9 protein-coding genes are annotated in these 13,475 nt (G+C 37.5%); all 9 read right to left on the bottom strand.

From position 1 onward, the window contains the following. Positions 1-232 precede the first annotated feature (232 nt). Complete coding sequence (locus OKW21_RS02365) at positions 233-1,732, bottom strand: sensor histidine kinase (RefSeq protein ID WP_277476823.1); 1,500 nt, start codon at positions 1,730-1,732, stop codon at positions 233-235. Between the two features lie 203 nt (positions 1,733-1,935). After that, a complete protein-coding gene (locus OKW21_RS02360; RefSeq protein WP_277476821.1) occupies positions 1,936-2,499 on the bottom strand; it encodes a phosphoribosyltransferase family protein in 564 nt (187 codons plus the stop codon). Between the two features lie 259 nt (positions 2,500-2,758). Next, positions 2,759-3,253: an Lrp/AsnC family transcriptional regulator gene (locus OKW21_RS02355; protein WP_277476820.1), complete on the bottom strand. Its 495-nt coding sequence runs from the start codon at positions 3,251-3,253 to the stop codon at positions 2,759-2,761. A gap of 484 nt (positions 3,254-3,737) precedes the next feature. Then, a complete protein-coding gene (locus tag OKW21_RS02350; protein ID WP_277476819.1) occupies positions 3,738-7,253 on the bottom strand; it encodes a PKD domain-containing protein in 3,516 nt (1,171 codons plus the stop codon). A 74-nt stretch (positions 7,254-7,327) separates the two neighbouring features. Next, positions 7,328-8,461: a glycosyltransferase family 4 protein gene (locus OKW21_RS02345; protein WP_277476818.1), complete on the bottom strand. Its 1,134-nt coding sequence runs from the start codon at positions 8,459-8,461 to the stop codon at positions 7,328-7,330. Between the two features lie 289 nt (positions 8,462-8,750). Further along, a complete protein-coding gene (locus tag OKW21_RS02340) occupies positions 8,751-9,914 on the bottom strand; it encodes a polysaccharide pyruvyl transferase family protein (protein ID WP_277476817.1) in 1,164 nt (387 codons plus the stop codon). Beyond that, a complete protein-coding gene (locus OKW21_RS02335; RefSeq protein ID WP_277476816.1) occupies positions 9,896-11,116 on the bottom strand; it encodes a glycosyltransferase in 1,221 nt (406 codons plus the stop codon). Before OKW21_RS02335 ends, OKW21_RS02340 begins: the two co-directional genes overlap by 19 nt. Then, positions 11,113-12,228, bottom strand: coding sequence for a non-hydrolyzing UDP-N-acetylglucosamine 2-epimerase (wecB, locus tag OKW21_RS02330; protein WP_277476815.1), 1,116 nt, complete (start codon positions 12,226-12,228; stop codon positions 11,113-11,115). The genes OKW21_RS02335 and wecB overlap by 4 nt, the downstream gene beginning before the upstream one ends. Further along, positions 12,225-13,460, bottom strand: a complete 1,236-nt coding sequence (locus tag OKW21_RS02325; protein WP_277476813.1) for a glycosyltransferase — start codon at positions 13,458-13,460, stop codon at positions 12,225-12,227. The genes wecB and OKW21_RS02325 overlap by 4 nt, the downstream gene beginning before the upstream one ends. Positions 13,461-13,475 lie beyond the last annotated feature (15 nt).

Raw genomic sequence — 13,475 nt, 5'->3', positions numbered from 1 at the left:
AGCGCTGGCAAATCAAGCTATTATTTTATTTCAGACTGTTCTCTGATCAGCTTAAGTCCCACAAGCAAGCATATCAGACTTCATTTTAATAATGAGTAAGTATACTTTGTTAGAACGAAAGCTAATTTCTTTTATTCCGAATATATATAATAGAATATTATTTTTTCGCAAACTAACTAAAGCCTCTAACATAAAAGAGCAACAATAATCAGACAAAAATCAAAAGAAAGGCTTATGTATGCTGGTTCGGAATAGTTACTGCAAATGTGCTGCCCTTATCAAAGGTAGATTGAACGTCAATCTTGCCATTAAGTTTGTGGAGTACATCTTTTACAATATAGAGTCCCAAGCCTGAACCTTCACTACGCTCAGAAGCACGGGAAAACATATCAAAAATGCGGGGAAGTTCTTCTTCAGGAATGCCTTCTCCATTGTCTTCAATCTCGATATGCGCGGCTGCTTCATCTACCCATATCCTGATGTCAATAAATGAACGATCCAGATAGTAGCGCCGATATTTAATCGCATTGGAGACCAGGTTATTTAAGATGATCCTGACGCGAGTCAGATCAGAAACGAAGCTTACCGGCTGGCTGATCTTCGTAGTGATTTCAAGGTTTTTAGTATTGCCTACATGGTAAAAGTTGGCCACTGCCAGATTTACCTCTACCATAAAATTGATTTTGACAAGGGGATCTGTGGATCGCTTGTTTCTTGAAATACTCAGGAGATCCACTACCAACGTGTCTAACCTTTTTATACTACCTTCAATGAGGTCTACACACCGCTTCCGCTGCTCTTTATTGGTCTCTGACTTGAGTATGCCCAGCATACCTAAAACTGTACGCAGGGGAGCTCTGAGATCATGGGAAGCATGATACACAAAATTATCCAGGTCTACATTGACCTGCTGCAATTCTTCTATGGTATTGACCTGCTCACTTACCTCCTGGATCAGCAAAAAAATATCTCTATCGCTATACTGCGCATTGAGCTGCCAATGCTTATTTTCTTCGGGAGAGAATGACCAGTACTCGATTAAACTTTCTTTGGTTAGCTCTTCGTTAAAGTTATGCCATACTTCTTCTCCCATCACATCCTGTAGCCGCCTTACCATATCTGTACGGTGCAGGGAGGTCAACAGCGCCTGGGAAAGCTTATTCTGATAACGGATATTACCCTCACGATCCGCCTTCAGTATTGCGGCGGGAACATGATCCAGTAAGCTTAAGCTTTCCTGTTCAGCTACTGCTTCCTGTTCAATTGCCAGCAAGGTACCGGCAACGTTTAAAGGCTTTTTGTTTTCATCGTACACTAGGGCAGCTTTGATCAGTAAGAAGATAGTGCCGGTGCTGTTATTCAGCATTTTAACTCTAAGTTGATATTGATCATTTATGCCTTTTGCCATTTTCCAGAACATTCTCTTCACACTAAAGCGATGTTCCGGAACGATGAATTCCAGCAGTTTACCAAAATCTTTTTCTCCTTCCCTGGACTCCCCTATTACTTTCTTCCAGGGAAACTGCAGGTAAAATTCTTTGCTACCGATCTTCCACTCAAACAAACCGGAACGGTTAGCACTCAGCACTTCTTCCTGCCAATGCAGCTTATCTGCCAGCGCAAACTTATCCTTCTTAAGCCTTAGTAAGGCTTCCTCAAGCTCCTGCTTTTCCTTTCGTAAAGCTTTTACTTGCTGCTTATGCGCAATTTCAGATCCTGAGCTGCGGGGCATCTACGCTAGGGTAAAAGAAAATGAAAAAAAATAACTCATTATGTAACGAAAATAAGTTTTTATTTTAATAACATAATAAGTATTACATGATAATTACACAATTATATGCCAAAAAAGCATTATTTTATTCTTTCAGGTAAGTTTTTTACTGATAAAGTATTTTTTATCTGAATGAAATTTCACTTTAGGAATATATGCCTTGATTATTTTAAGTGCACGGCATCAGTTTTTCCATCCAGTATGACTTCTATATGTTCTTCTAAGGTAGTGGCTAGTTCATAGCCTGTATAGTTAGCGACTACAGGAAACTTACTATGACTGCGGTTGACCAGTACCGCGATCTCCATCTGACTGATATTTCTTTCTAAAAACGGACGCATACTATAAGCCAACGTTCTTCCGGTATTAAGCACATCATCAACCAATATAATCCGCTTACCATCCAGTTGTTCTATGGGGTAGTCCAATTTCACTTCACATTGCTTTTCCGTAAACTTTTCCAGATGAATTTTCACCAACTGTAGACTAGCTTCGGTATGCGCATCAGGTGAGGAGGGACTTCCTTCGTACTTAAAATGACTGATCGCATTCAGCTCATGGCCTATTCGCTCAGCCAGTGCAAAGCCACGATCTACTATACCGGCCAGTATCAGTTGCTGATCTTTGAAGTTACGTTCATAAATTTCATAGGCAATACGTCTGATCTTTTGTTGTATCTGATCCGCATTTAGAATAATACGAGGCGATTCGCTTGTTTCAGTTACCATTTTAAAAATGTTTTAGCTTGCTTGAGTTCACATGAAGATGCTTCAAACCAAGTACGATCTTAGTCAGTGCCAAATTGCGGATTACTAAGTACTTAATTCCCTAGGTATCATTGGTTTGCCGATCTGCGATTTCAAATTAGTAATTTACAATCATCACTCGGTGACAAGTCTAAATAAAACTCCTTAAAATCAAAAAACCCCAGCCTTGATAAAGTTATTTACTGGCTGGGGCAAAGAGATGTTGTAGCTTATCTTTTTATTATACTTTCACTTTCTCATCTTCAGGTACAGGAAGAGTCTTACTGTCTTTGAAAGTAGATAATATGACCAGTGACTGAAGACTATCCACTACAGGAACTTCGTTAACCTTATCCAACATCAGTTGCTGATAGGAAGCGATATCCTTGGCTATAACTCTGAGAATAAAATCACTGGAACCTGTAACGTGATGGCACTCAATGACCTCGTCAATCTTGTTAATCGCATTAATAAATGTCTTAATACTCTCTTTGTCGTGTCCTGTAAGCTTAATTTGCACAAAAGTGCTGATGCCTAAACCTATTTTAGAGGTATTTAATTTGGCATGATAGCTATCAATTACGCCTGATTGCTCAAGTTTTTTTACACGCTCCAGGGTAGGCGCCGGAGATAAACCAATTTCTTTTGAAAGCTGGGCATTGGTGATTTTAGCGTTCCGCTGTAATATCTCCAATATCTTCCGGTCTACCTTATCTAACTTCGGACTTGTTGTCATTTTTATTGGTATCATTTAAACTGAAAAAATTGCTGCAAAGATAGGTGATCGTAATCATTTTACTAAACATTACAGAACTTTGTTACTGTAATTTGTTAAAATTAAAAATAATATAGTTTTATAGCGAACAAATAATCAACTAAATTTATCAAGTTCATAATTTTTTTACATCCTGAGGGAACATATATTTTATTTAAATGAGGAGAAAACAGTAAAGTTCCTTACTTCCCTTATCATCAGGCAGTAAGTTTATGAGCGGTCCGAATGGCCTACCTGTAAGCGGTAATTTCCTGCGATCATCGTGGACAAATCTGCATTGAACGGGTTAAGGTGAGCCTTGGTTTAGTACCTTTCCTTTTTACAATTTTTATTCATCAGGGAAAACTGGAATAAATATCTTTATGATGGAGTATTCATACCAATACCTAAAAAAGATGCTTCGCTAAGGCGCAGAATAATATTTAAAAAGCTTTTGAAACTGTTTTTAAGGCCCCACCATCAGGCGGTAGGTTTCTGAGTGATCCGAATAGCCTACCTGCAAGAGATAATTCCCTGTGATCATCTTTGACACATCAATCTCAAACGTATTAAGGCCGACTTTAGTATCGTTAAAAACGATATTTTCTACCAATTCGCCTTTTGTGGTCAGCAGGCTGAAACGGACTATGTCCTTCTGGGGCAACACCATTTCTACCATAACCCTCTCAGAGGAAGGATTGGGGTGTGGAGACATCACACTAAGGGTGTTGTTGAGGCTTAGGCATGTACGGTTATTGGTAATATTTTTTTCATCCGGCAATGCCGAAAGCCTGGTACATATGTAACGCAGGTCAATATCCTGATTGAGCTGGGAAGATATCGTAAAGTCCAGAGGATAATTGATGATCTCGCCCGGCTCCAGACTTCCCTCAAAAGATTCCGTGATGGTCAGCACTTCGTCCAGGGTAATGGAGATGTCAAAATCGCTGACGGTCAGATTGCTCAGGTTCCGCATGGTCAATAATAGGCTGATATTGGGATCACCTTCTTCAGACAACAAACTTATTCTTTGCAATTGCAGGTCATAGGAAGGTGCCACAACTTCTACAGTTTCGCGATAAACATCGGTACAGCCCAGATCAGATTGAACCTCCAAAGAGACTGTATAAATGCCCGGCTCGCTAAAAGTATAGGAAGGATTGGCTTCATTTGAGCTGGCTGCTCCTCCAAAATCCCAGCTTAAGCTATCTGCATCAGTGCTGGTATTGCTAAAGTTTACCGTCAGCGGAACTCCTCCATAGACCACATCGGCAGTAAAAGCTGCCTGTGGCGCGGCAGGCACACTTACTTCCTGACTATAGGTATATTCACAGCCTTCACTAGTCTCCAGGCTAAAGCTTACCTGATAGTTACCCGCTTCCTCAAACACAAAGGCAGGATTTTCCTCATAGCTGACACCCAGTCCTCCAAAGTCCCAGCGGTACTCGCTGATTTCTACCTCCTCACTGAGGCTTTCATTACTAAAGCTTATGGCTTGCCCCGCACAATTGGCGACGAAGCTAAAGTCAGGCGTGGGAGGCGTATTTATGGTGATGTTTTTAGTGACCGACGCATTACAGGCGGTAGCCGAGAAGACCGTCAGCGATACCTGATAAGTACCCGGCTCTTCAAAAGCATACTCAGGATTGGCGATGACAAAGTTCTCTCCGTTGATGGTCCACAGCCACTCACTTATCTCTTCATCATCATTGACTGTCGACATATCGGTGAACTGAACTGTAAAAGGATTCGAATCTGAAGGGCAAAGCGTCTGGGTACTGAAATCTGCCTGCACCGCGGATTCTACGACGATCTCCTGACTCAGGGTATCGGTACAGCCGGCGCTGGTAAGCACGACCAGGGTCGCGTCGTAAACACCTGGCAAGGCATAGGTATACTGCGGATTACGTGCCTGTGAACGCCCCTCCTGGGCGGTCCCCTCCGGGGCGGCCTCTCCACCGTCACCAAAACTCCATTCCCAGGCCACCACATTGGAATTGATGCCGGTGGTACTCTCATCTATAAACTGGGTAGGCGCTCCCGCACAGGCGATATCCGCGGTAAAAGCCGCCTGCGGACGGGCGTAGATGGTGATGGTTTTGCTCAGGCTATTGGCGCAGCCCACAGTATTATTTACCTCCAGGCTAGCAATATAGGTACCGGCAGAATCATAGACATAGCTGGGACTTTCCAATGCTGTACTGCTATAAGTGCCCCCATCCCCAAAATTCCAGCTAAAGCCCGTAATGTTTTCACCAGCAGTAAGATTTTCAAAAGTGACTTCATCGCCCTGGCAGATCTGAGGTGGCGTACTGAAATCTACCACCGGCCCCTGCTCTACCACGAAGGTAGTATCATAGGTATTGGAGCAGCCGGGTATGCTGGCCGTAAGGCTGACTGTTTTACTCCCTCCGCTGCTAAAGGCAAAAGTAGGATTAGCTTCGGTAGAACTCCCTTCTCCGTTAAAATCCCATGTGTAGGTGATAATTTCATCCGCCCCTTTGGTATCCGTAAGGTTCTGAAAAGCAATCTCCCCATTAGTGCAAATGACCTCCTTATCCACCACAAACTCAGGCTCCGGCGGCTCATAAATGGTGATGTCTTTCGTCACCCGCTGCCCACAGCCATCAGCAGTCTCTACTTCCAGGGTGACAGGGTAGGTGCCAGGTGAGGGAAAGGTGTAGTTGATAGTATCCTCAGTGAATGTAGTATTTTCAATAGTCCAAAGCTGGCTTATAATATTATCAGTATTTTCAGTTGAAAAAGTTAACTGTGTAGTACTTCCTTCGCAAATATCTCCTGCCTGAATATCAAGCGTGGGGGCAATATCTTCTTTAACGTAAATAGAAAAGGTTGAGTCTATTGTACAGTTATCATTAGATATAGTTAGTCTTATATTTTTATTACCTGTTGACTGATAAGCAATTTCAGGCTCAACTTCTTCTGAATAATCAGTAGATTGATCACACTGTTTGTGAAAGGTTAGCTTATCTATTTTATTTGACTGAACCTCTGATGAATAAAGAGAGATTGTTCCTTTGTCTTTTATTATGTTAAAATTGAATCTTAGTTTAAAATCAATTAAGTCATTTACTTTTTTATAGCCAGTATTATTAGCCATACTGTTGCCAAAATTAAATCTATACAAGTCCCCAGCTAATCCATTAATAAACCCGACATACCTCCCTTCATCCTCAATTAAGGATATTCCTCCCGGCCATTGAGGTAGAGTAGACATACCGATTACATTTGGTATTTTAAATAAACTTGTACCAAAAACTAATCTGTAAACCGCTGAATTATCCCTTGAGGATGTTAATCCATACCAACCTGAATTAGTATAAATTATGTCAACACTGTATAAACTTACTCCTATTACACGATTTATTATTGGAGGGTTTGGACTAGATAAAATTGACACACCCCAATTGATAAGAGTAATGCTTTTTCCAGCAGCATTGCTTATTATTCCCACCCAATTACCATTATCATTTTCTACCTCAAGACTTCTGGGTTGGTTAAGTATGCTAAAATCTCCTAAATCATGAGCTGTAGGAATATTATTCAAGTCACTCCCAAAATTTAGCATGCCTAGAGCTGAACTACCAAAATCTGCAAGTATCGCTAACCAATTACCATTATCATTAATAATATCAATATCAACAGGACGGTCAAATTGATTAAAATCCCCAAGGTTCTCAAGAGTTGGTACGCTATCTAATCCATCCTTAAATACCAGTCTAATGATATTGCCATTGGCATCATCTACTGCAAGCCCATACCAAATACCCTCTTGTTGTACCAAATCTATTGAAGCAATTCTATTAATAAGACTATGTTCCAATACTGTTTCTTGTGTAGGTAGCTCATAAACATCCAGCATGCAAAAATCCCATTCATATTTTATTGCACCTGTACTACTATTTTCAACCCTGATATTCTCTCTTATACAAACCGTATCTGGTGCCGTGAATTCAACCACAGGGCACTGTGCCTGGACATAGGCTTTACCCGAAAAAACTAAACAAATAACAAGGATATAGAAACGGGTGGTCATTAAGGTAATATCTGATTATAAGCTTCTTTGAGAACTTCTAAGGTATTACTTTTTGCAAATTTATGGCTAACATACTGAAAACCTTCCTGTGCGTAAGTTTTTCTCAAATTATTGTCCTTTGTTAAATATAGTATTGCGTTGGTCATCTCATCTACATTCCTGTTGGATACTAAAACGCCAGACTTTCCAGCTTCAAATAGTTCAGATGGTCCCCCACTATCAGAAGCTACAAGAGGAACGGCATTTAACAAAGCTTCCAGACAGGTGAAGGAAAAAGATTCAGATTCAGAAAAATTTAGAGCAATATCTGCTTTGGCAAATTCGTGTTCAATATTCGTGGCTGGACCGGCAAAAGTTACTACCTGCTCAATTTCTAATACTATAGATTGTGTTTTTAAATATTCTTTATATAATTGGTTCTTTTTCTTTCCCATATCGCCTCCTACAAAGCGAAGCCGAAGTTTAGGGTTTTGTTGATAAGCTTTGAAAAAAGCTTGTAGTGCGAAGTCCTGACCTTTACCAGGAATATAGTGTGCTAAATAAAGTAATTTGATAAGCCCGTCATCCTTTTTTGATTTTACCCTTTTCGAAATAGTATTGCTTAGACCATCATAAATGACATGGATTTTAGGATGATCTTTCAGACATTTTCTCACAGCTTCTGATACGCAAATGATACGTTCGCTGTATTTCAAATTAAGGCTTATCCATATTTTTACCAGGAGCCATGGAAATCTGTCTGGCATAAAACGAACATGGGTCAATAAAGCAAAATGCCCGCCTAGCATTTTTACTACTACAGCTACTAGATTATAAAAGTCATTGACATGCACCAAGTTTACCTGATAACGGTGTACTAATCGCTTTAGCCGAATTGCATTCATGATAAGTAAAGGAAGATAAAGAAAGATATGAATTGGATGCTTCCTGATTTCTAAAAAAGGAAGCGTTTCAACTCTAAACCTCTCTTTTTTCACCCTTTGTATTAAACTGCTTTTTCGTGGGAGTACAAATATAAATTCATATGATGCTCTGGCATAAATAGCATAATTTAAAATTGCTTTAAATGCACCGGTAGTATCTATGGAATTCTCTATGACCAAGACTACGGGCTTGTCTTTTTCGTTTACCATAGTGTAGTTACTTCATTTTTTTCATAAGCAGTATCTTTGGTCGAAGTCATCATTTACACCCTATGCGCTGAATAATAAGTTGTAATAGTGATATTATGGAATATTCTGACGATAAGGGTATAGACTATCTTTCCATATGTTTTTTGGGAATACAAGACTAAAACTTACAACTGCCAGAACAATACTCTTAAACAGAAGTAATGTATCACACATTTTCTTTAAAGGAAATCTCTACTTATCTAAAGACTCTAAACAGTTTTTCACTATATGCTCTCAGATTTAATGCTTATCAAAAGAAGTTACTTATCTCATCAAAACCTTTATTAATCATTTGTTTGTTTTTGTAGAAATCCACCAATGTGGCTTCAAAATAAGATTGATAGCTTAAAATAATTTTATTAACTGAATGAAGTAACTCCTCATTTAAGAAGGGAGGATTAATCAATTCCGTGGATATTGACAACATTTGGTGAACTTGTACAAGTTTTGGTTCAATAGCTAGACATATGCTGGGGATTTGTAAACAATTACCAATAATAGCACCATGTGCTCTTGCAGTGATTAGCAAAGAGTTTAATGCCAAATATTCCAAGTAGTCACTCAAAGAAATATTATTAGGATTCCAGACATAAACAATAAAATTTAATTGTTTTGCTTTTTCAATTACATGAGCATCTCCACTTTCATCAAAAGAAAAAAAACTAGTTTGTATTCCTTTTTCTTGTAACTGCAATGCCACTTGAAATATGTTATCCTCAGCAGTTATATCTTCGTAATTCCAATCTCTTAGTACAAAACCTATCTTGTTGTGGAAAACCCCATTATTACTCTTCAAACTTCTCTGCTCCCAAGCATTACAAAAAAAAGCTAAATCCGTGCGCTGACTATAAAACTTTTTAAATTTTAGCTTCTTCAAATAACTTATACTAATAGAATCCCTGACTATTAATGCATTGAAATTAGCAAGCTCTATACAATGATCTCTAAATTTTCTGGAAGATAATGTGTGCTTCCCTAATCCTATACCAATTCCCAATTGTCTTTTGGTACTAATATTTTTTTGCTTAGTTAGTTTTTTATATAAATTAAAAAGAGTCTTATATGAATAAATCCCCATTAATTTGATGGATAAATTTATTATAAGGTCCTTGAGTTTTCCTGTTTTAAAGTCAAAGAAGACTCCCCCTCCTCCTCTCCATATTATATCAAAGTTTTCCTGACTCTTCCAATCAATGATTAGTACTTCCTTGTTTAGTAACTTATATATATACTGCCTGAAAACTTCATCATCATTATTGCTAAAAACGTAATAGGTAGCATCTGGATATTTTTCCTTTAAAAAGGAATATGAGGTCATCATTAAGATATCATCACCTAAATTCCCAAACCCATAGTATCCTTTGATTAAAATTTTTTTACACTCTGATTTACATGCTACATTACTTTTTCCCATGCCTTACTCATTAACGATATATCATATCGCGCAATCATTTGATTTGCTCGTTTTACATATCGACTAAGTATATCTTTATTATCTACTAATTCTGAAATTACTCTTATCCATTCTTGGATCGGCTGTCTATTATTTTGTTCAAAAACAGGCATTAAAATTCCATAATCACTACATTCTGCTTTTGTAATACTTTTGCTCGGCCTTTCACAATTTTTTGACAGTTTTTCTCTAGGCCCACTCGGACAATCTACTGAAATTACTGGCACATTACATATCATGGCTTCAGACAGAATGTTAGGCCCTCCTTCACTAGAGGAGGTAATAGTGAACAGTTGACTTTTGGCTATAAATTTAAAGGGATTATTTTCATATCCGGTAAATAACAATTGGGTTTCATCTATACTAAATGGATGCCTCTCATTCCACTCTGCATAGGGCTTCAAACCTAATTGTTTAGCATATTCAAATAGCTGATACTTTAATGGGCCGTCACCTATGATCAAAAGTTTAATATTAGCCTTTACTTTTCTTACCTCTGCTACTACATTCATTAGATGAAAGTAACCTTTTTCAGGTGCTAGCCTACCCGCTGTACAAATAATAAAGCCATCAAAAAAATTAGCCAATTCACCACTCAAATTTTCTTTAGACTTAATTCGTATCTCTTCAAGATCAAAATAGTTCCTGATAATATTCACCTTATCAGCATTAATTTTATAAATATCGGTCAACTCTTTACTAATTCCATAATTTAGTGCAACCAATTTATCTGCTCTGGAATAAAGTAGCTTAATAAAAATATTTTTGCGTAACCAGCCTAAAAAGCCTTTTATGGTTTCATCATACTGTTGACTACCTCGAATACTAATGATAATTTTATCATTTGATTTAGACAAGACATTAACATAATTAGCCCCCTCTAAATAGCTAATAGTAGCATCAATTTCGTATGCTTGTTTTATTGCCTTTAACTTTTTTACTCGTTTAATAAAATTCAGCAACTTTTTAAAAACACTACCCCCTCCAGAAACTGACATATCAATTAATTTGCCTCCAAGAGGAAAATCTACGCCCCCAATTTTATTGAATACGCATACGTAAATGCAATATTTTTTAGCAAGCTCTATACTTAATTTACTAAAATCTCGCTGCGCTCCTCCAAATCCCAGATTAGGAATAACTAAGAGTATATTTCTTTTCACCACAATTGATCAATATATTTTACAATATGCAAAGAGGCCTTACCATCTCCATAAGGATTATTGCCTTTGCTCATGTTATCATAGACATCCGGGTCATTAAGTATCCTCAAAAAAGCTTTTTCTATTACAGATTTATTGGTACCTACAAGTACACTACAACCTGCCTCCACACCTTCCGGCCTCTCAGTAGTCTCTCTCATTATCATAACAGGCTTTTTTAAGCTGGGAGCTTCTTCTTGTATACCTCCAGAGTCTGTCATGATTAAGTATGCTTCATTCATCAAATAAACCATCTGATCATAAGGAAGAGGAGAGCTTAAAAAAACATTGTCTATTTCACACAGAATCTCGTTAACAATTCTTTGAATATTGGGATTTAGGTGGACTGGAAAAAAAAATGAAAAGTTTGGGAAAAGAATAGCTAAGCTCTTAATTGCTTGGCAAATACTATTAAGGCCGGTACCAAAGCTTTCCCTTCTGTGGCAAGTAATCAAAATAAGTCGTTCGTACGTACACAGAGCATACTTGAAGAGTATTTTATACTTATTTTCTTGTTTATATATTTTCTCTTTAGCAATCAATAAACTATCCACCACAGTATTTCCTACTACATAAACACTTTCATTGATATTCTCTTGCTTAAGAGCATGTAATGCTCTATGAGTTGGAGGAAAATGCATATCAGCAATATCGGCTACTAACTTCCTGTTGACTTCTTCAGGAAAAGGAGCAAATTTATTTCCTGTTCTTAAACCTGCCTCTATATGAACTACTCTAATTTGTTGGTAGTACGCAGCTAAAGCCCCTGTCAGACAGGTAGTTGTATCCCCCTGCACAATTACTGCATCAGGCTTTATGTCTTCAAATAAACTTCCGAGTTTTAGTAAAAGCTTTGCTGTAAGTGATGTTAGCGTTTGATTGTGAACCATTACACCCAAATCATAATTTGGAGTAGTTTCAAAAAAATCAAAAATCTGATTAAGCATTTTCTGATGCTGTCCTGTAGAAATCAGAATTACGTTATAATTTTCATTTTTCTTAAGGGCTAAGTATAGCGGAATCAATTTGATTGCTTCTGGTCGGGTACCTACTACTATGGCAATTTTTTTCATAATTCTTTTAGAAGTGTGCTTAACCTTTTTCCATTTACGCTTGCTGAAAACTCAGTAGGAACATCTGCATTATAGAAAAACTGTTTATCACCTAATACAAACTTTTCATAACAAACTGTGATATAATCTGCCAATCCCTCTATATCATCATGAGTAAAGCAACGGCCGTATTTGTCTTCAATGAGATCATAGGTAGTAGACCCTTCTGCTGTTATGCATAACATCGTCTTTTTAGCCACAAAATAGTCCAATAGTTTAGAAGGAAAAAAAAGCTGAAACCTACTATCTTGCTCATCACTATCAATATTTATTAAAACATGTGCACTTCGCTGTAAATACAGAGATTTATCAAAAGGCAGTGCCCCTAAATATTTTACACAACCAAGGCTACAATTTGTCATGATTTGTTTGTTTTTTTCATCAGCAAAACCAGCAAATATGAAATCTACATGACCCTGAGCCGCAGGATTCCTGGAAATAAACTTCTCAATAGCACTAAGCATAGACTTTACGTTCCTACTCTCATATAGTCTCCCTGTATGCACAAATGTCAACTTTTCATTTAAAGTTAAATCTATTTCATTTAGTAGATCGGGGTCATATACATTAGGATATAACAATAATTTGTCTGTATGTTCTGGATACTTCTCCTGATAAAGCTCCAAAGTTTTTTTTGAGGTAACAGTTACTCTATCAGCATATTTAAAGCAAAGCGATTCCTTTTTTTTATTATATGACTTACCTTTTTTTTTAAGGTTCAAATAAGGATTATCCACCCAAGGATCACTAAGATGCATCACCCAGGGCACTTTGTAATTCATTTTAAGCTTTAATGCTAAGATAGATGAACTTATAGGGGTTGATCTTGAATATATTATATCTGGCTCATCGTTTTTTAACTTTTTTTTCACTTGTTGATAACGCCAGTGGAAAGGGGCATCACCATCAGGTTTCTCTAAAAGAAAAGGGCACAACAAGCTAGTAAGAGCATGTATATACCGATTAGGCCAGATAGGTATTTCAATAACTTTGTGTATATTTTTTAAATAAGGTTTTAATGTATCATCATTAGGCCGCCAACCATCACTTATTTTAGAAGTAATTAAAGTAGTGTTAAAATCTTCATAAGAAAGATATTTAAAATATTTGGCAGCTTGCAAACTTTCAGGGGCATTTTTGGGCGGAGCCGATATACTTACGATCAGTAATTTTTTTTTTCTGTAAGGAGACATAAATAAATTCACTAT

Origin of the sequence: Catalinimonas alkaloidigena, assembly GCF_029504655.1 — a bacterium.
GTDB lineage: Bacteria > Bacteroidota > Bacteroidia > Cytophagales > Cyclobacteriaceae > Catalinimonas > Catalinimonas alkaloidigena.
The sequence above is the reverse complement of the archived record's forward strand: the minus strand, read 5'-3'. Positions and strand labels throughout refer to the sequence as shown.

What these genes read in the sequence shown, in the direction of transcription:
- OKW21_RS02345 (WP_277476818.1), bottom strand. Translation starts at nt 8,461, where the DNA reads ATGGTAAACGAAAAAGACAAGCCCGTAGTCTTGGTCATAGAGAATTCC.
- OKW21_RS02325 (WP_277476813.1), bottom strand. Translation starts at nt 13,460, where the DNA reads ATGTCTCCTTACAGAAAAAAAAAATTACTGATCGTAAGTATATCGGCT.
- OKW21_RS02340 (WP_277476817.1), bottom strand. Translation starts at nt 9,914, where the DNA reads ATGGGAAAAAGTAATGTAGCATGTAAATCAGAGTGTAAAAAAATTTTA.
- OKW21_RS02355 (WP_277476820.1), bottom strand. Translation starts at nt 3,253, where the DNA reads ATGACAACAAGTCCGAAGTTAGATAAGGTAGACCGGAAGATATTGGAG.
- wecB (WP_277476815.1), bottom strand. Translation starts at nt 12,228, where the DNA reads ATGAAAAAAATTGCCATAGTAGTAGGTACCCGACCAGAAGCAATCAAA.
- OKW21_RS02360 (WP_277476821.1), bottom strand. Translation starts at nt 2,499, where the DNA reads ATGGTAACTGAAACAAGCGAATCGCCTCGTATTATTCTAAATGCGGAT.
- OKW21_RS02365 (WP_277476823.1), bottom strand. Translation starts at nt 1,732, where the DNA reads ATGCCCCGCAGCTCAGGATCTGAAATTGCGCATAAGCAGCAAGTAAAA.